The sequence below is a fragment of the Larkinella arboricola genome (genome assembly GCF_003259745.1).
Classification (GTDB): domain Bacteria; phylum Bacteroidota; class Bacteroidia; order Cytophagales; family Spirosomataceae; genus Larkinella; species Larkinella arboricola.
Genome location: NZ_QLMC01000002.1, coordinates 899,089 through 918,765 on the forward strand (window position 1 = coordinate 899,089; position 19,677 = coordinate 918,765).

A 19,677-nucleotide genomic window follows, 5' to 3' on the forward strand; every position below is an offset into this window, starting at 1 on the left:
CCTGATGAAATAGATAATAAAACCGGACCGCCGGAAGGCGGTATTCCGTACATGAGACAGCTAAAAATATCCAAACAGATTACCAACCGCGAAAGCCAGTCGCTTGACAAGTATTTGCAGGAGATTGGTAAAGTGGACCTGCTAACGCCGGACGAGGAAGTGCAGTTGGCGCAGAAAATACGCGAAGGCGACCAGTTGTCGCTGGAACGTCTGACCAAAGCCAACCTGCGGTTTGTCGTCTCCGTGGCAAAACAATACCAGAACCAGGGTTTGTCGCTGGGTGATTTGATCAACGAGGGAAACCTGGGTTTGATCAAAGCCGCCCAACGGTTTGATGAAACCCGTGGTTTTAAATTTATTTCCTACGCCGTTTGGTGGATTCGTCAGTCGATTCTGCAGGCGCTGGCCGAACAGTCGCGGATTGTTCGTCTGCCGCTCAACCGGGTAGGTTCGCTGAACAAGATTTCAAAAACGTTCTCCGACCTGGAGCAGAAGTTCGAGCGGGAGCCGTCGCCGGAAGAACTGGCTGCGGTGCTTGAAATTTCGGCCGCTGAGGTGGTTGATACCCTGAAAATTTCGGGTCGTCACGTTTCGATGGATGCACCGTTTGTGCAGGGTGAAGAAAACAGCCTGCTCGACGTACTCGAAAATGACGGCGAAGATAAACCGGATTCCGGTCTGATCAACGACTCGTTGCGGAAGGAAGTGCAGCGGGCGCTTTCAACCCTGACGCAACGGGAAGCGGATGTGATCACCCTGTATTTCGGACTGAATGGTGAACACGCCATGACGCTGGAAGAAATTGGTGAGAAATTCAACCTGACGCGGGAGCGGGTTCGGCAGATTAAGGAGAAAGCCATCCGCCGGCTGCGCCACACGTCACGTTCCAAAGCGCTGAAAACCTATTTAGGGTAGTAATTCTTTTTTAGAGTATAGGCCGGGGTCGTCCGAAAAATGCCGAGTTGATCTGCAACCACGGTTTTTCGGGCGACCCCGGTTTTTTAACCGGTAGACCGTTGTGGCGATTCATCAGCACCTGCTTCATTTAGTCGAATTATGTGTTCGGAAGGGAATCCGACAAGCTGTTATTTCACCCGGTTCGCGCAGCGCCCCCCTGACGCTGGCCCTCGCGCGTCATCCGGAGATCACCACCCGGGTAGTGGCCGATGAGCGGTCCGCCGGTTTTATCGCGGTGGGCATTGCCCAGCAGATTCGGCAGCCGGTTATTGTGGTGTGTACGTCGGGCAGTGCGGTATACAACCTGGCACCCGCCGTTGCCGAAGCCTACTTTCAGGAAATACCGTTACTGGTGCTAACTGCCGACCGACCGAAGGAGTGGACGCACCAACTGGATGGGCAGACCATTTACCAGACCGACATTTTTGGCAAACACGTCAAGCAGTCCTTCGAGCTCCCCGCCGACTATGTGCATCCCGACGCCCGCTGGTTTGCCGAACGGGTTTCGAACGAAGCCATCAATCTGGCCCGCACCGAACCGCGCGGTCCTGTTCACATCAACCTGCCCCTGCGCGAGCCCTTGTATCCGACAGCCGATGAAACGTTTGAGTTTGGTCCCGTCCGGGTGATTGAGCAACTGTCGGCGACTCCGGCCTTGTCGCCGGAAACCTGGCACCGGTTACAGGATGAGTGGGAGTCGGCGGAACGGAAACTGATTGCCGTTGGGCAAGGGCCGCACGATCCGGCTTTGCTGGCAATTTTGAAAAAAATAAGCGAAGAATGGCGGATTCCGGTCGTGGGGGATGTGATTTCCAACCTGCCGCGCAACGGCGAATTCATTACCCAGCCCGACGTTTTTCTGAATGTTTCGGATACGAAAATCCGGGAAGAACGAAGGCCGGACCTGCTGATTACCTGCGGTCAGTCGTTTATTTCCAAGCAGTTTAAACTTTTCCTGCGCAGTTACCCGCCCCGTCAGCACTGGCAGATCCAGCCGCACACGCGGCTGGCCGATCCGTTTCAGTCGCTAACCCGGCTGATACCGTATGAGCCGACGGCTTTTTTCGAGAAACTGTTTTCGGACATTGATTACCAGCGGTTTGTGAGCAATGATGATGAAACGGATTCGGATAATTCGTTTCAGGAAAAATGGCAGACCCTGGACCGCAAAGCGACGCGTTTGGTGAAACGGTTTCTCATCGAAGAGACGGTATTTCACGAGTGGGCCGTCGTGCAACGGCTGCTGGATGCACTCCCAACCGACAGCCAGCTTCACGTGGCCAACAGCATGCCGGTCCGGTATGTAAACCTGAGCGGGCTGGATGAAAATCAGCGGGTTGAGGTGTTTGCCAACCGGGGTACCAGCGGTATCGACGGCTGTTTAAGCACGGCGGTGGGCGCGGCATTGACGACCTTGAAAACCGTTACGGCGCTGATTGGCGACGTGGCTTTCTTTTACGACCGGAACGCTCTCTGGAACAATCTGGTGCCGAACAATCTGCGCGTCATTGTACTCAATAACCACGGCGGTAACATTTTTCGGATCATCGACGGACCTTCCCGGCAGCCGGAGCTGGATGCGTATTTTGAAACCAGCCAGCCACTTTCCGCGGAAAATACTGCCAAAGATGCGGGGATGATTTACCGTAAGGTAACCTCGTATTCGGAATTGAAGGCCGCATTACCGGATTTCTTTACCGAAAGTGATCGCCCTAAGTTGCTGGAAATCGAAACAGACCGACGCACCAACGCCGAGCAATTTAGCCGCTACAAACACTGGGTGCAGGAGTTCAATAGCAACTAGCTTAACGGCAATGACGTGCTGCTTCTTCTTTTGCCAGCAGGTCACCCACCGTAACGCCCCGTTTCCACGCCTGACACGCCTGCGCCGGATCACCGGCCTGCTGGTAAGCCTGGCCCAGATAGCCATAGACATTTTCGATGGACGGATCAAGCCGTTCGGCTTCTTTTAAGGCCGTAACGGCTTGATTACTTACCTGTTGTGTTAAATAATACAGCCCAAGATTGCGGTGTGCCCAGCCGTTTTGATCATCGAGTTTCAGGGATTGCTGAATCAGTTTCAGCGCATCGTCCGGGCGATTTAACCGGAGGAGCAGATAGCCTTTGTTGTTGAGATAATACGGTTGGGTCGGTTGCAGGGCCAGTGCGCGGTCTGTCAGTTGGAGGGCTTCGGCGTATTTTTGTTCCCGGCCCAGAATAAGTCCCAGGTTGTTGAACGCAAAATGCTGTTTGGGATTAAGCTGGGTGGCCTGCTGAAAATCAGCTTTGGCCAGATCGTACTGCTTCTGGTTGAAATACAAAACGCCCCGGTTGGTCAGGGCTTCGGCATTTTTGGGGTCCAGTTGCAGGGCTTTCTCGTAGGAAGCCTGAGCCGCGGGCTCCGCATTCTGTTTCACCTGAAGATTTCCCAGCCGCACATAATAATAGGAAGAATCCTGATAAACCGTCTGGATCTTTTTTAAGTCGTCGGCACTGCCCTTCAGATCGTTCAGGTCCGCCCGGACTTCGGCCCGGTTGAAATACGCCTGCCAGAATTCGGCATCTTTTTCAATGGCCTGGTTGTAATCGGTTAATGCTTCCTCCAGATTTCCCAGCCGGTATTTGGCCAGACCCCGGTTGTTGTAGGCATCGGCAAAATCCGGATTTTTTTCGATGGATTCATTGTAAAACTTGATGGCCTGGCGGTGTTCACCGGATTTGAGCGCTAAATTTGCCCGCTGAAAAAATACGACGGCTTCGCTGTTGTCCGCGTCTGAACAGGCCAGAAACAGGGAACAGCCAACCATAAAGGCGGAAAAGACATAAAGCCGATGGCGGAGTAATCGGGTCATTGGATTATGAAAATGCTAATCAATACGTAATCTAACACTGTTAACTTGCAATAAAATGCGGTATATAAAAGAAATTCCGCATCCGGCTTTCCGGGTGGGGCTGTACGTCTGGAATAACAAATACCTGATCAAGATCGAAGCGGGAATGTATGAACAAACCTACAAGATCAGCGAAATGGACGTGAGTTCCGAAGACGAAGTAATCCGGCTGGTGGATGAAACCTTCCTGCAACGGGTAAACGACCGGTTTGCCCAGATGCACGAAGATTTCCTGAACACCATCGAGCGGCACGAGTTCGATTAGTGATCTGTAACCGTCAGCCACTTTTTATATAAATTCATCTGCTCCGGCGTCGGACTGGTCACGGGCTGAATCCGGTACGCAGCCAGCGGATTGCCGGTTAGTTGCATCGACAGCGTTTTGATCTGCCCGCTGCGGTTGACCTGCACCGAAACCGTCTGGCCCGGATGGTACTGATCCAGAATTCGATCAAGATCGTTGCCAACTCGCAGGTTGTTGATGGAAATGATTTCATCGTTGACGTTCAGGCCGTTGTTCCAGGCCGGTGAGTCGCGCCGGACCGACGTAACCGTTAATTTGCCGTCGGCAAAGCGGGTCATGGCGCCGATGTAGGCATCCTGTTTGCTGGCGCTGGCGTCGATCATCTGTAAACCCACCGGATTCAGAAAACCGTTGTAGTCGATTTTTTCCGTACCGAATACGTACTTCTGAAAAAAGTCATCCATTTTTCGGCCCGCTACCTTTTCCACGGCGGCTTGAAATTCTTCGTCCGTAAAACCGCGTTTTTCCTTTTTATAATACGTACTATATAATAGGCGCAGTACATCGTCGAGTTTTTTCTGGCCGTTGGTGCTGGTCAGAATCGCCAGGTTGAGCAAACCGCCCAGCACGCTGCCCTTGCTGTAATACGAAACCGTGCTGTTGACCGAGTTTTCGTTTGGGCGGTAATACTTGATCCAGGCATCCAGACTCGACTCGGCCACGGACTGAACCCGGTTGCCGGGCAAATTCTCGATTCCCGAAATCTCGCCCGCAAACGAGCGCAGGTACGCTTCGGAACTCATGAAACCGCTGCGCTGTAAAAGGGCGGTCTGGTAGAAACTGGTAATGCCTTCGGCGACCCACAGCAAATGCGTATAATTTTCGTTTTCGTAATCGAACGGTCCGAGGGCTTTGGGCCGAATCCGCTTGACGTTCCAGAGGTGAAAGTATTCGTGGGCCACCAGACTCAGAAAATCCTGGTAGAGCTTTCCGTTCAGAAAAGCGTTGCGGGTAACCTGTAGCGTTGTGGAGTTGGCGTGTTCCAGACCGCCCCCGCCCGCAGGTGTCTGGTGAATAATAAAGGTGTAATCCTTGCAGGGGTGTTCGCCAATAACGCGGTAGGTTTCCTCGCAAACCCGTTTCATGTCGTCGGCCAGTTTGGCGTCGTCGTAAACCTTGTCGCCGTAGATCGCCACGGTATGCGGAACGCCCGCGGCTGTAAACGAAAAGGTGTGGTGATTGCCAATTTCGACGGGACTATCCACCAGCACGTCATAATCGGCGGCTTCGTAGGTGTTGGTCTGTCCCGGCACGGCGGGCAAACCGGTTGCTATTTTCTTCCAGTCTTTATACGGTTGAATCACCAGCCGGTGGGGTTGCTGGCGGAGGTGATCCAGGTACATAAAAATACTGGCACCGTTCAGATAGCCGTGGGAGGCATCGATAAAGCTGGTTCGAACGCTCAGTTCGTACGCGTACACCTTATAAAAGATGGAAAGCTGGTCGGCGGTGGAATAAACCCGCCAGGTGTTCTTCCGGATTTTTTCCGAACGTACGGGTTGGTTACCCGCCGTGGCCCGAAAGCCTTCCACGTTTTTGGCGTATTCCCGAATCAGATACGAACCCGGTGTCCAGACCGGCATTTTTATATCCAGGTAGCCGTTGGACGCCGTTTTTGAACCCGAAGCTGCCCCCGTCAGGCGCATTTCCACTTCGAAATAGTGCGTTTGCGGTTCGGGCATGGACAGGATATACGTAATTGAGGGAGAAGCGGCAACAGCAGACGTTTCGGTTGATCGAAGTGTTGTATTTGCCCCGAACCCCCAGAACGGTAAACAGAGCAAAAAGAAAAGCCAATGATTTTTTTTCATACGGAAATGCGTGTACTTTCGTTTTCAGATGGTGGAAACCCGTTCTTACGACTTTCAAAAGTATAAACGAAACCACGATAAATAAAATCTGTTTAACCCCAACGTATGCGTCCGAACCCGTTTGGAAAGGCATTCCAATTATCGGTTTTAGTAACCTGCTCGGTGTTATCAATCCCGGTATCAGCCCAAAGAACCCTTAGTTACACCGAACCCGATGCTCTGTACCGCAATGGACTGGAGTGGTTTGAGAAAAATAATTACGCGGCTGCCCGTCAGGAATTCATGCAATACCTGGAGCGGAAAAAGCCCATCACCAACATCAGTGATCAAAACGCCGTATCCGCCGAATATTACATTGCCCTGACGGGACTGTATCTGGACATTCCGGAAGCGGAGGTGCAGGTGGACCGGTTTGTGAAAAACCACCGCGAACACCCCAAAGCCGGGTTGTTGTACGGCGATCTGGGCAAGTACTATTTCGACAAGGGCGACTACGACCGGGCGATTACCTTTCTGGAGAAAGCCATCCGCAATAACCAGAATGCCTACGGACAGGCCGAGAGCAAATACCTGCTGGCGATGGCCTACTACTCCAAGCAGGATTTGCAGCAGGCGTTGCCGCTGCTCAACCAGATCAAGCAGGACCCCGGGCTGGAGCAGGCACCGGCGGCCTCGTATTATGCCGGGGTAATCAATTTCCGGCAGGGCAATTACCAGGAAGCGATTGGTGATTTCCGCCGGATTGAGAAAAACCCGACTTATCAGAACGAGGTGCCGAACTGGATTGTGCAGTCGATGTACAAAGGCGGACGGTATGATGATTTGCTGGCCTATTCCCAACCCCTGCTGCAACGCAACCGCGGGAATGCTGCCCAACTGGCCGAAGTGGCGCTGTTTACGGCGGAGGTTTTCTATAAAAAAGGGGATTACGCCAAGGCGATACCGTATTATAAACAATACAGCAATATCAAAGGACGCAGCGTTCCGCCGGCGGTCCAGTTCCGGCATGGCGATGCCCTGTTTAAAACCGGGGATTATCAGGGTGCTATTGCGACGCTCAAGAATGTAGCCGCCGGAAAAGATACCCTCGCTCAATATTCAGCCTATCGGCTGGGGATTAGTTACCTGCAAACCGGTAATGCTAATTTTGCCCTGAATGCATTTGATCAGTCGGCGCGGCTGGCGTTCAACAAAGCCATTCAGGAAGAATCAGCGTTCAACCACGCCAAGCTGCAACTCGATCTGAACAACGGGGGCGATGCCGTCAGGGAGTTTACCGAGTTCCTGAAACGCTACCCCGACAGTAAATTCGAGAACGAGTCGAACGAACTGCTGAGCGAAGCGTATTTTTCGTCCAACAATTACGGCGCAGCCATTGCCTACATCGAAGGGCTGAGACGCCGGACTCCGCGCATCAATGCCTCTTACCAGCGGATCACCTACAACCAGGCTGTTAACGACTTCAATGCCGAGCGGTATGAACAGGCGCTGGCCAATTTTGATAAATCGCTGAAATACCCCGTTGATGCCGATCTGAAAAATAACGCGCTTTTCTGGAAAGCTGAAACGTTCTCGGCCCAGCGGAATTACGACGAAGCCATTCCGCTGTATCAGCAAGTGACCCGCAACGGAGCCGCCAACGCCGAATTGCAGGGCAAGAGCCTGTATGCGCTGGGGTATGCAGCTTACAACAAGAAAAACTACGCGCAGGCCATTACGTATTTCCGGGATTTTATTTCCAAATCGGGAACCTCGGATAAGCAGGCGCTGGAAGATGCAACGGTTCGGGTGGCCGATAGCTACTTTGCGACCAAGAATTACAACGAGGCCATGCGGTATTACGATAACGCCATTGCCCAGGGCCGCATCGACCGCGATTATGCCGCCTACCAGAAAGGGATGATTCTGGCGTTCATGGAGCGGGATACCGAGGCCAAAGCGCAGTTTGAAAAGGTGCTGACCCAGTTTCCAAACTCCCGGTATGCCGACGATGCCCTGTTCCAGATGGCGAACGTCGATTTTGAGAAAGGTGCCTATCAGGCTTCGATTCGTGGTTTTAGCCGGTTGATCAACGACAAACCGAAAAGCTACCTGATTCCGGCGGCCCTGCTCAAGCGGGCAACGGCCAGTACGAACCTGCAATTGTACGAACCCGCCATTCAGGATTACCGGCGGATTCTGGATCAGTACGGCGGTAGCCCGTCGGCTTCCGGTGCGTTGCTCGGCTTACAGAATGCCCTGAGCGATGCGGGGCGGGCGGATGAATTTAGCAGTACCCTGTCCTCGTACAAGAAAAACAACCCCGGCAGCACCGATCTACAAAAGGTTGAGTTCGAGAATGCTAAGGGTTTATATTTCAATGAGAAGTACCAGCAGGCTATCACAACTTTACAGCAATTTATTGACGATAATCCCAATAGTCCGCTGGTGTTTGAAGCCCGGTATTATCTGGCCGATTCGTATTACCGGACCAATGACCAGGCCAATGCACTCAAGTATTATTACACCGTTATCAGCGATAACAAGTCCGACTTTGTGACGCGGGCGGCTTCCCGGGCTGCTGATATTGAACGGCAGCAGAAGAACTATCCGCGCGCTGTTCGGAACTACCGCACGGTGCTGGCCCAGTCGAAAAGCAAGAACGAGCAGTCGCAGGCGGTGCTGGGTTTGATGGATACCTATTACGCAACGGGCAATTACGACTCTACGCAGGTGCTGGCGCGGGAAGTGCTGGCGATGGGCAACGTAGTGCCGGGCGCGCAAAACCGGGCGCAGCTGGCGCTGGGTAAAGTGGCGTATGCGAAGGGCGATTACAAACAGGCAACCACCGAGTTTGAAAAAACCATTGCGCTGGCCAAAGATGAGCAGGGGGCGGAGGCCAATTACTGGATTGCGGACATTCTGTACCGGACCAAAAAGTATAAGGAATCCATCGACGTGCTGCTGAGGTTCAATTCTGATTTTGCAACACACGAATACTGGAAAGGCAAAGGGTTCATTCTGGTCGCTGACAACAACGTGGCCCAGAACGAACTTGCGCAGGCCAAGGCCGTTCTGAATTCCATCATTGAAAACGCCGAGAATCCAGAGATCGTCAACGAAGCCAAACAGAAACTAGCGGCTATCGACAATAAGAACTGATCTTAAAATCAGTTCATCATCTCGTTCAACTAACTTTTATTCGAATCGCACCGGTTCAACCCGAATAACTGCATGTCTTTATCAAAATCCTCCATTGATCACCTCGCCCTGATTACCGTAGTCACGGGGAGTTTGTTGCTTGGCACGGTTAACGCCTGGGCCCAACAGCCCCAGCGTCCGACGGCTCCGCCCGTGCGCGAAGGCGAGATCGATAACCAGGAAATTACCATTGAGAAGAATCGGAAAATTGAAATGCCCCCCGCCAACCGGCTTTTCAATAAAATACCGTCTATAAAACCGTCGACCGGCCAGCGTAAGCTGACGTATGAGTTTAACGACCGGCCCCTGTCGGTGGGCGACCCCAAACTTTCGCCAACGGCTTTGCCGCTTCCGGCGGCTCAGTCCGAGCAACAGAATCTGTTCAACAATTACGTAAAGGCCGGGGCGGGTAATTACGGTTCGTTCTACGGGGAAGCCTTCGGGAGCGGGCAGGTGATGGATAATATTTCAGTGGACGGTTCGTTCAAACACCTTTCGTCGTCCATTGGACCGGTCGATGGCAAGAACTCGGCCACAAGCGAAAACCGGCTCAAGCTGAACGGTGACTACCAGACCGACGCCTTCAAACTGTCGGCCAACCTGGGGTACGACCGTGAAGCCTTTTATTTCTACGGATACCGTCGTCCGCAGGAAATGGATCGGGAAACGATTCGCCAGAAACTGACCACGACCCAGTTCCGGATTGGGATTGAAAATGTGGACCCCGATAAAAATATCGACTACTCGCTGAAAACCGGAGTTGTCAACCTGGCCGATAATTACGAAGCCACCGAACTCGACTGGGGAACGAACCTGAAAGCTTCCGTGGGGATTTCGGATAATTTCGTGGCCCTGCTGGCAGCCGATGCCTACATCACGCAGCGGTCGGACGGCCCGGTGGATAACCGGAATCTGTTCCGGGTGAAGCCCACCTTTAAATACTCCAATTCATTTTTGACGGCTACATTTGGGGTTAACGCTGTTAGCGAAACAGATAAGCGGCTGAATGTGAACCGGACACGTGCTTTTCCTGTGATTGACGTAGATGTCGTTCCAACTGGGAATATTCACTTTTTTGCGGGCGTTGACGGCGATATCAATCGGAATACGCTGCGGAGTTTTCTGAGTGAAAACCGCTGGCTTGCTCCACAGGTGGTACTGGCCAACACCGAAAAGACCTGGGATTTGTACGCGGGAAGCAAGGGTGAACTGGGCAGCGTTTCCTACGAAGGGAAAGTGTCGTACGCCCGTTACCGCAATTTCTACGGCTTTAACAATACCTGGCCGGATACGTCGAAGTTTTTTGTCGTCTACGACGGCAACCGCTCGCATGTGCTGACGGTAACGGGTCAGATAGGCTACACCTACAAAGAAGTGTTCCGCTCGACCCTGCGGGCTGATTTCTACGATTATACGCTGAGCCGGATGGAAGCCGCCTGGCACCGGCCGACGGTATCAGGCTCGTGGTCGAACTCGTTTATTGTAAACAAAAAATTATTTATCACGGCTGATTTGTACCATTATCAGGGAATGCAGGGTAAAAATTTCGTTACCAATCAGATTGTCACCCTGCAACCGATCTGGGATGTAAACCTGAAAATTGACTATTTTTTAGGGAAACAGGTTTCAGCTTTTGTTTCGTTGAATAACATTATTGGCCGTAATTATCAGCGGTATTTGTATTATCCGCAACAAGGACTTAACTTTCTGGGAGGATTGTCGTATAGCTTCTGACACTGCTTAACCGAAATGTCCATGGTACCTGTCTCGGAGTATCTCAAAAAACTGCTTTTCCAGTACGATTGTATCGTTGTTCCCGAGCTGGGGGGCTTCATTCTGCATTATATTCCGGCCATGTATGTGGAGAATACCGGGTTATACATGCCGCCCCGCAAGAAGATTGCTTTCAACGAAGCTCTCAGACTGGACGACGGCTTACTGATCAACTACATGATGCTGCACGAAGGCTGTAGCCGCGATGAGGTGGCTCCGGTGATTCGGCAGTTTGTGGATGATCTCCGGCAGCAGGTGCGTCAGCAGCAAATCTTTGCCATAGAAGGGCTGGGTTTATTCTCGGAAAATGAGGAAGGTAAGCTCCAGTTCGATCCCGAAATCCGTCATAACTTTCAGGGCGAATCGTACGGTTTTCAACCCGTCGCGGCCCGGCTGGTCAATCACGTTGTAGAGGAAGAAGAGGTAAAACCGGCTGCGGTGATTCAACAGCCCCGGGAAGCTCCGATTGCGGTGGAAGCCGAAGAAGTTCCGGCAAACGGAGTGGAGATGCCCGTTATCCAGAGCCGTCGGCAGTATCTGGCCTGGGCGGCTGCCGTGCTGCTGATCTGCTCGCTGGGAATTGTTACCGTCAATAAATCATCTTCGCAGCTGGTCAGTAGTCTGAACCCGTTCGAATTATTACGGGGCGAAGAGCAAGAGGATGTTGCGCCCGCCGTGGAATCTGTCGCAACGGAAACTGTAGTGCCGGTAGCTGCGCCTAAAACGGAACCCGTTGCCGAAACCACGCTTCCGGTTGCTGCCGCTGTCGCTCCGGTTGAAGAAAATAAGGCTCCCATCGTGCCGGTATCCACGACGACGACCCTGGTTGAACCGAAAAAGTCGCAGGTGTATTACCTGGCTATCGCCGGCAGTTTTGCCAGCCGGGGGAATGCGCGTAAGCTGGTTCGTCAGTTACACCGTCGGGGTTTTGAAACGGCTTATATTCTGCCGCCAAAGAGAAGCCGGGAACTGGTGAAGGTTGCGGCCCTGGGTTCGCCCGATAAAAATGAAATTCTGGCCGCCATTGAGCAGATAAGCAAGGTATCGGGGGCACGCGCCTGGGTGCATAAGGTAGAATAAGTCATTTTTCTAAGACAGGATATAGTCAAAAAGGCAGCCGATAGCTGCCTTTTTGCGTTGATGAACCGAACTATTCGTTAATTCGTTTTAATTTTGCCGCAAGGAGAACAATACCGTCTACCGGTTTTCTCGTTAATTGGCTAAACATCTGAACCATGAGTCGCGTATCGCTGGAAAATGAGAACGAATACCGGGTTACGGCTTTAGCCGGATCGTTCGCTGTGTGTGCCCTGCTATTCTTTCTGCTGCTGTATATCCGGCTGTGGCAATCGGTTCCTGAGCCCCCGCCGATTCAGTATGTGGATGTGAACTTCGGTACGGACCTGGTTGGCAGTGGCTCGATTCAGACGTATAACAAAGCCAGTGATTCGAAAAACACCGAGGACGTTAAGAAGGAAGAGGACCGGCCCAACCCGAAAGTAACAACCACTTCACGGGTGGAAAAAACACCGACCTCGCCCGTTCCGAAGATCGTGGATGCCAAGCCCGATAAAGTGGTTACCGAGAAACCGGATATTGCCAGTAAGATTGAGAGCCCGGTAACGGTTCCGGAGAAAGCCGAACCGAAGAAAGTAACCTCAACCACCCCCAAGCCGACGCCCGCTCCGCCGAAAGCTGAGCCGGTGGCCGAACCCAAAAAGGTGGATGCCAATGCCCTCTACAAACGTTCCAGCTCGGGCGGTTCGAACGGAACGGTTGGTAAAGCCTCGGGTACAGGGGGGAACAACAACGGTGATGATGCCTCTGGAGTGGGTGATAAAGGAAATCCCGACGGAAATATCAACGCCAAACAGTTTTACGGCACGCCCGGTGGCAGTGGGTCGGGGGTATCCCTGAACATGGCTGGCTGGCGGCTGGCGACTTCCCGCATTGCGCAGGATAATTCGGGCGAGAGCGGTAAAATCGTTTTCGAAATTAAAGTAGATGATAAAGGCGATGTAACCTACGTTCGGGTAAAGGAAACCCGTTTGAGTCCGACGGTTACCGAGTTTTATAAACAACAGGTGTATAAACTGCAACTGGTTCCGAAAGGATCATCGGCTCCGCCGATTTCAACCGGTACCTACACCATCAACATTCGTTCTAACTAGTACCGAATGACGTATTCGGAAACCATTGAGTATCTGTACGCGCAGTTGCCGGTTTTTCACCGGGTGGGAGCGAAGGCCATCAAACCGGGGCTCGACAACATTCGTAAGCTGTGCGATTATTTAGGAAATCCTCAGGACACATTTCGGAGTATCCACGTAGGAGGGACCAACGGCAAGGGCAGTTCGTCGCATTTGCTGGCGGCCGTACTCCAGTCGGCTGGTTATAAAACCGGTTTATACACGTCTCCCCATCTCAAATCCTTTACGGAACGAATCCGGATTGACGGTCTGCCGATGCCCGAAAAGGGGGTCGCAGATTTTGTGGACCGACACCGGGCGTTTATCGAAGATTTAAAGCCTTCTTTCTTTGAAGTAACCGTTGGTATGGCTTTCGACTACTTCGCGCGTCAGAACGTCGATATTGCCGTTATAGAGGTAGGTCTGGGGGGGCGGCTCGATTCTACGAATGTCATCACCCCGCTGGTCTCGCTGATTACCAACATCGGCTGGGATCATAGCGATATCCTGGGCGACAGTCTTGAGCAGATCGCTTACGAAAAAGCCGGGATCATTAAACCCGGTGTGCCGGTTGTGGTGAGTGAACATGATCCTGAGACGGATGCTGTGTTCAGAAGCCGGGCGGAGGAGTGTGGAAGCCCGCTTTTGTTTGGTTCTGATTTATTCGTGGTGAATAATTTAGGCGTCAGCGGGAGAGGGCGGGAGATCACCGTTGATACGCTCGATGAAAAAGAGGTCCCGCTGGCCCTGGGGTTGCTGGGTACCTACCAGCTAAAAAACGTGGCTGGCGTGTTGAGTGTTCTTAAGGTGCTCAGTAGTTCCTCTTTTCATCCGAATCCGACTTTTGAAAAACTTCATATACCCAGTGTTGCCGTGGAGGACGGTTTGGCCCATGTGGTTGAACGCACGGGTTTAAAAGGACGCTGGCAATTTTTGCAGCGCAATCCGACGGTTATCTGCGATACGGGACACAATGAGCCGGGGATTCGTAGTGTGATGGAATCCTTACAGACGGTTTCGTATCGACAATTGCATCTGGTGGTCGGCTTTGTGAAGGATAAGGATCTTTCGCGCTTTATCCGGTTGTTTCCGAAAGAGGCCCGGTATTATTTTTGTCAACCCGACCTTCCCCGGGCTTTGGATGCGGATTTGCTTGCCGAGGAATTTCTCGCGCATGGTCTGGTCGGTGAAGTAAGTAAAGATGTGAATCAGGCGCTGAAAACGGCTTTGAGCCGGGCGCAGCCCGACGACTGTATTCTGGTAACGGGCAGTACGTATGTAGTGGCCGAATTAAATCAATTGTAAAAAGTGAGTAGAAAGAAACTGCCCCGATTTGAGCACAACCGGGTTAGCCCCAACGTGCTGGAACCGGGTAAAGAGTTGTACGAAACCATCAAGGGAAACTGGCGTGAACGGTATTTCCTGAATTCGAATCCCATTGTGATTGAAATTGGCTGCGGACGGGGCGAATATACCGTGGGGCTGGCGCGGCATTATCCGCACCTGAATTTCATTGGCATTGACCGTAAGGGCGACCGGATTGCGCAGGGAAGTAAACAGGCGCTCAACGAAGGCTTAACGAATGTGGCTTTTCTGCGGACAGATGTGTTTAAGCTGCTGGACTTTTTTGGCAAGCAGGAGGTAAACGAAATCTGGATTACCTTTCCGGATCCCCAGCCGCGCATCAGTCAGGTAAAAAACCGGCTGACCGACCCCCGTTATCTGACGCTCTACCGGGAAATCCTGGCCCATGAAGGAATACTCCACCTGAAAACGGATCACGATGATTTCTTCGATTTTAGTGTTCAGACGCTGCCAACAAACGGTTTCTCGGATCTGATCACCACCCGGGATCTGTACGCTTCGGAAATGAATCATCTGCATCTGGGGATCAAAACCAAATATGAAGAGATATTCACCCGAAAGGGCTTTTCGATAAAATACCTAAAATGCAAAAAGGCGGGATATTAACCCGCCTTTTTTGTTGACTCACCTTTAAATATTACAATTTGGCAATCAGATCGGCAATCCGGCTTGAGTAACCAAATTCGTTATCGTACCAGCCTACAATTTTCACCAGCGTACCGTTGGCGGAGGTCAGTTTTGAATCGAAAATGCAGGAGTGAGGGTTTCCTACGATGTCGGTTGAAACAATTTCGTCCACGCAGTATTCCAGAATTCCTTTCAACGGACCTTCAGCGGCTGCTTTCATGGCTTCGTTGATTTCTTCTTTCGTTGCTTCGCGTTTTAGAATGGCGGTCAGATCGGTAACTGAACCGTCTGGGATGGGTACGCGGAGTGCATAACCGTCCAGTTTACCTTTCAACTGCGGCAATACTAAACCAACCGCTTTAGCAGCACCGGTTGACGTCGGTACGATTGACAGAGCAGCTGCCCGGGCCCGGCGCAAGTCGGAGTGAGGAGCGTCCTGCAGGTTCTGATCGGCGGTGTAAGCGTGAACCGTAGTCATGTACCCTTTTTCGATTCCGAAAACATCGTCGAGTACTTTGGCCATCGGAGCGAGGCAGTTGGTCGTACAGGAAGCGTTGGAAAGAATCGTTTCGGTGCCCGTCAGGGTATCTTCATTCACACCCAGAACAACCGTAGGGATGTTGCCTTTTGCGGGAGCAGAAATAACGACTTTCTTCGCTCCGGCGGTCAGGTGCTGGCCTGCGCCCGCTTCATCCACAAAACGTCCTGTCGATTCCAGCACGACATCAACACCCAGGTCACCCCAGGGTAATGCTTTCGGATCACGTTCAGCGTAGGCGTGAATACGAGTGCCATTGATGGTCAGGCTATCGCTATCGGACGCAATTTCGCCCTGGAATTTACCGTGTACAGAATCGTATTTCAGCAAATGAGCCAGTGTTGCGTTATCGGTTAAGTCATTGATAGCAACAATTTCAACATTTTCTTTTTCTAGAAGTCTTCGGAAAGACAGGCGGCCGATACGGCCAAACCCATTGATGGCGACTTTGATTTTGCCCATTGTATAGTATAGAATTGGTTAACAAGAACGCTGCAAAGATATCAATACAAATTGAAAGGAAAAGGGGCAGGGTAAACACTTATCGAAAAGACGCACGAAAAGAATGATTAAATGTTTAGTATATAGCAATGGCTTTAGTAGCAAATTACTAACATAGATGTCTATATTTAGTACTTATTTTAGTAAAATACTAAATATGCATCTGTTTTTTACTAATTATAATAGTATATTGTTTGTTTTTATAGCATACTTGATAGATGTATTTAGCTAGATTGAAAAAGAATAGGTCATAACGAGTAGTGGCCACAAAGAATCTGACCAAAGTAGACAAAGCCGGAATTAGCAGCGGAAAAAGAGACAAATTCTAACAGATAAGTTATAAAAAGCATTTCTAAACAGACGGGAATTGATGATAATTTATTATTTTTATGACACGTCCTTCATTCTTATTCGTGAAGTGGAGAGCACAAATTTTAACGTCAATTTGATTTGACTCCTCTTAGTTTTCTTTGGATAAAGTCTTTCTTTAGACCTCTGGTCTGCCGAGACTCCGTATCCCAGTCTCGGGAAAACAAGTTTCTCCAACTACTAGTTAATAGTTTAGAATCTAATCCGATCAACCGCAATTCATTATCGGTACGTATTCCTGAAAACGTATACCGAACACATATGGAGTCCCAGGTGCCGGATCAGTATTCACTGGGCGTTATTACCAGCATCTGGATTTGTTTAAATCCGTAGTCCGGCTGATAGGATAGGTTCTCGTATAATACAGACGTATTATATTTATTTATTATTAGAGGAAAAGGGATATAAAGGATATCATTCGGAAACGCTCTTGCCACATAAAAATGATTCTGATCTGAATCGGTATGGATCGGTAATTAAGAATATTAAATATTCAGTAAGAATAATATTGCTTGATAAGTCGCAACTTAGTGGAAATGAGTTAATTACCTAATATAAAATAAACCACCCGTAAAGTTAAAAATTTGAATTATGGAGTACAATAAGTTGATTGAAGATTGCTGGAATGACCGTTCATTATTAAAAGATCCACAAACCATCCAGGCTGTTAAATCCGTGATTGACCAGCTCGACAAAGGTATAATACGAGTTGCGGAGCCAGGTGCTGAAGGGGAGAAGTGGACCGTCAATGAATGGGTGAAAAAAGCGATCTTACTGTACTTCGTCTCACAGACCATGCAGACGGAGGAAGTGGGTATTTTTGAATACCACGATAAAATTCCGCTGAAAAAGGAATACAAAAGTAAGGGTGTCCGCGTTGTGCCGCCAGCGGTTGCGCGCTATGGTTCTTTTATCGCAGCCGGGGCTATTCTGATGCCGTCTTATGTGAACGTTGGTGCGTATGTAGACGAACGGACGATGGTAGACACCTGGGCTACGGTTGGGAGTTGCGCCCAGATCGGAAAGGATGTTCACCTGAGTGGGGGAGTTGGTATTGGCGGAGTATTGGAGCCACCCCAGGCTTCGCCCGTAATCGTTGAAGACGGTGCCTTTATTGGCTCCCGTTGCATCGTTGTAGAAGGCGCTCATATTGGTAAACGAGCGGTTCTCGGAGCCGGGGTAACCATTACAGGTAACTCTAAAATTATCGATGTAACAGGCGCTTCTCCGGTCGAATACCGGGGCTATGTACCGGCGAATTCGGTCGTAATTCCGGGCAGCATTGCTAAAGAATTCCCGGCGGGATCATACCAGGTTCCCTGCGCCCTGATCATCGGCCAGCGGAAAGAATCCACGGATTTGAAAACCTCTCTGAATGATGCCCTGCGCGAAAATAATGTAACTGTATAAATGTAAATTCCATATTTACACTTCCTATCGGGCCAATTTACATTTGTGAGTTGGCCTTTTTAATTTACATCCTATTTACATTTGTATTAATTTACATTTCTAATACAATTTACAATTATAAATCTATTAACATTTGTTTATTGACATTGGTAGTTTATATTTGTAAAAAATATCAGTTTATGAATGTAAATGACAAAATTAAACAGGTGTTGAAGGATAAAAACATGACCCCTTCCTACTTTGCAGATGAGATTGGTGTTCAGCGGTCTAGCATATCACACATTCTCTCGGGACGCAACCGGCCCAGCTTTGATATCATTCAGAAAATCATTCGACGCTTTCCGGAACTGGGTTACGACTGGATTCTGGAAGATGAGCAGCCGTCGTTAACAAATGTAAATCCACGGTCTTCTGCATCCTCTACAATTGTTGCACGGAAAACCGTTCAGCAACCAGAAATTGTCGAAAATTCAACTCCTCCGTCGGTGTCTTTACCCGCTCCACAATCGCCTGTAGCCCCACAAAAAGAAGAAAAAACCATAGAGCGAATTCTGGTCTTCTATACTGATGGTACGTTTCGCGAGTATTCTCCGTCGTAATCACGCCGGGAATACCGTTGGTTTATTTTCGGGGATCATCTTAAATTCCATTACAACCCCAGCCGGATGGAAGGGATCATTTAGACAAGATCAAAAGTCTTTCTTTATATCGCTACCATCGCCAAATGAAACGCAGCATTAACAAACCAACCACACCATTTTTGTCTATTCTCTTCCTAAGTGTTCTGATGACGTTCCCGGGTTGCAGGAAAGAGCAAAACAACCCAAACGAAATTCCGGCTCCGCTGACGACCTCCGTTCAAATAAATGGAAAAACGTATCCAGTTGTCGCCATCGGGAATCAACTCTGGACAGCGGAGAATTATGCGGGACCGGGCGGATCGCCGTACCGGACCGGAAACGAAAAGCCCGAATACGGCCGCTACTATACCTTTGAAGAAGCCAAAGCCGTTCCTCTACCCAATAACTGGCGGATACCAACGCTACAGGATTATAAAACCCTGGCCGAAAGTCAGGGCGTTATTTTTAACGGCAACCGGGCAACGGGTCAGGATGCCCTCAAAAAATTGGTATCGAAAACCAACTGGCTTACCATACCCGGCACCAATAGCTCCGGCTTCAACGCTCAACCGGCGGGTTATAGTTATCAAAAATCAGCCCCCATGGACGGCGATATCAGCGAATTCTGGCTGGCCGACAGCAATAGCGTCAGCATTCAGGAAAGCGCCGGTGGAAAGGGGCACAACATGGCGTTTTACAGCACGACCGGTCCAGGTTACCGGTTTAACCTGCGATTTGTCCGAAACAAGTAATTCGCCCGCTTCTTTGTGTTCCGAGTTGGCAGGAAATCGACTCCTGCCAACGGTTTTCTTTTCCTATCTTCCTCCAGCCGGATTGGAATTCCTCCACAATCCATTACTTTTGCCCCATAAAGGTGCCGCCTGACGTTGGTCAGCGAGGGCTTAATAGGGAAGCTGGTGCAAAACCAGCGCTGTCCCCGCAACTGTAAACCCGTAGAATCTGATTTCCTCTTCATGCCACTGTCCTCATTAACCCGGACGGGAAGGCTGAAATCAGCGGGTGAGCCAGGAGACCTGCCTTTGTCAGCTTTTAGCGTACGCCGTTTCTTTCGGGTGAAAAGGAAACCGTACCAACCGGAGTCTGCGCCAAAATGGACCGCAGGCTATTCTTTTATTTTACTT

15 protein-coding genes and 1 riboswitch are annotated in these 19,677 nt (G+C 50.5%); of the genes, 12 read left to right on the plus strand and 3 right to left on the minus strand.

All coding sequences use genetic code 11. The annotated features are described in order from the left end of the window. Window positions 1-51 precede the first annotated feature (51 nt). Together LX87_RS10875 and menD are read left to right on the plus strand one after the other, a co-directional pair. Window positions 52-915, plus strand: coding sequence for a sigma-70 family RNA polymerase sigma factor (locus tag LX87_RS10875; protein ID WP_038118528.1), 864 nt, complete (start codon window positions 52-54; stop codon window positions 913-915). 103 nt (window positions 916-1,018) lie between these two features. Continuing rightward, on the plus strand, window positions 1,019-2,761 hold the full coding sequence (menD, locus tag LX87_RS10880) for a 2-succinyl-5-enolpyruvyl-6-hydroxy-3-cyclohexene-1-carboxylic-acid synthase (RefSeq protein ID WP_111628215.1): 1,743 nt from the start codon (window positions 1,019-1,021) through the stop codon (window positions 2,759-2,761). 1 nt (window position 2,762) lies between these two features. Here the strand turns inward: menD and LX87_RS10885 are convergent, their stop codons facing one another. Next, entirely contained in the window at window positions 2,763-3,809 is a 1,047-nt protein-coding gene (locus LX87_RS10885) for a tetratricopeptide repeat protein (RefSeq protein ID WP_111628216.1), read from the minus strand. 55 nt (window positions 3,810-3,864) lie between these two features. On the opposite strand from LX87_RS10885, the gene LX87_RS10890 reads away from it, so the two are divergent. After that, complete coding sequence (locus LX87_RS10890; protein ID WP_111628217.1) at window positions 3,865-4,113, plus strand: hypothetical protein; 249 nt, start codon at window positions 3,865-3,867, stop codon at window positions 4,111-4,113. Here LX87_RS10890 and LX87_RS10895 read toward each other — a convergent pair. Continuing rightward, a complete protein-coding gene (locus LX87_RS10895; protein WP_111628218.1) occupies window positions 4,110-5,963 on the minus strand; it encodes a M61 family metallopeptidase in 1,854 nt (617 codons plus the stop codon). The two genes, LX87_RS10890 and LX87_RS10895, sit on opposite strands and share 4 nt — an antisense overlap. A gap of 105 nt (window positions 5,964-6,068) precedes the next feature. On the opposite strand from LX87_RS10895, the gene LX87_RS10900 reads away from it, so the two are divergent. The 6 genes from LX87_RS10900 to trmB all read left to right on the plus strand — a co-directional run bounded on the left by LX87_RS10900 (window position 6,069) and on the right by trmB (window position 15,076). Next, the gene (locus tag LX87_RS10900) at window positions 6,069-9,104 is read left to right on the plus strand and encodes a tetratricopeptide repeat protein (protein WP_111628219.1); all 3,036 of its coding nucleotides are present in this window, start codon (window positions 6,069-6,071) and stop codon (window positions 9,102-9,104) included. A gap of 72 nt (window positions 9,105-9,176) precedes the next feature. Next, on the plus strand, window positions 9,177-10,877 hold the full coding sequence (locus tag LX87_RS10905; protein WP_229310617.1) for a TonB-dependent receptor: 1,701 nt from the start codon (window positions 9,177-9,179) through the stop codon (window positions 10,875-10,877). Between the two features lie 21 nt (window positions 10,878-10,898). After that, entirely contained in the window at window positions 10,899-11,996 is a 1,098-nt protein-coding gene (locus LX87_RS10910) for an HU domain-containing protein (RefSeq protein ID WP_170139344.1), read from the plus strand. A 155-nt stretch (window positions 11,997-12,151) separates the two neighbouring features. Then, complete coding sequence (locus LX87_RS10915; RefSeq protein ID WP_111628221.1) at window positions 12,152-13,087, plus strand: hypothetical protein; 936 nt, start codon at window positions 12,152-12,154, stop codon at window positions 13,085-13,087. Window positions 13,088-13,093: 6 nt separating this feature from the next. Further along, entirely contained in the window at window positions 13,094-14,410 is a 1,317-nt protein-coding gene (locus tag LX87_RS10920; RefSeq protein ID WP_111628222.1) for a bifunctional folylpolyglutamate synthase/dihydrofolate synthase, read from the plus strand. Between the two features lie 3 nt (window positions 14,411-14,413). Continuing rightward, on the plus strand, window positions 14,414-15,076 hold the full coding sequence (gene trmB, locus LX87_RS10925; protein WP_111628223.1) for a tRNA (guanosine(46)-N7)-methyltransferase TrmB: 663 nt from the start codon (window positions 14,414-14,416) through the stop codon (window positions 15,074-15,076). Between the two features lie 31 nt (window positions 15,077-15,107). On the opposite strand, the gene gap is transcribed toward trmB, so the two are convergent. Beyond that, window positions 15,108-16,097 carry a type I glyceraldehyde-3-phosphate dehydrogenase gene (gene gap, locus LX87_RS10930; protein ID WP_111628224.1) on the minus strand — a complete coding sequence of 330 codons (990 nt, stop codon included), beginning with the start codon at window positions 16,095-16,097 and terminating at the stop codon, window positions 15,108-15,110. Between the two features lie 999 nt (window positions 16,098-17,096). Here gap and LX87_RS10935 point away from each other — a divergent pair. The 3 genes from LX87_RS10935 to LX87_RS10945 all read left to right on the plus strand — a co-directional run bounded on the left by LX87_RS10935 (window position 17,097) and on the right by LX87_RS10945 (window position 19,287). Next, window positions 17,097-17,915 (plus strand): 2,3,4,5-tetrahydropyridine-2,6-dicarboxylate N-succinyltransferase, encoded by an 819-nt coding sequence (locus tag LX87_RS10935; RefSeq protein ID WP_111628225.1) that lies wholly within the window; start codon window positions 17,097-17,099, stop codon window positions 17,913-17,915. Between the two features lie 179 nt (window positions 17,916-18,094). Continuing rightward, the gene (locus tag LX87_RS10940; RefSeq protein ID WP_111628226.1) at window positions 18,095-18,514 is read left to right on the plus strand and encodes a helix-turn-helix transcriptional regulator; all 420 of its coding nucleotides are present in this window, start codon (window positions 18,095-18,097) and stop codon (window positions 18,512-18,514) included. A 125-nt stretch (window positions 18,515-18,639) separates the two neighbouring features. After that, window positions 18,640-19,287, plus strand: coding sequence for an FISUMP domain-containing protein (locus LX87_RS10945; protein ID WP_111628227.1), 648 nt, complete (start codon window positions 18,640-18,642; stop codon window positions 19,285-19,287). Between the two features lie 103 nt (window positions 19,288-19,390). Continuing rightward, window positions 19,391-19,591: riboswitch (cobalamin riboswitch) on the plus strand. The last annotated feature ends 86 nt before the right edge of the window (window positions 19,592-19,677 follow it).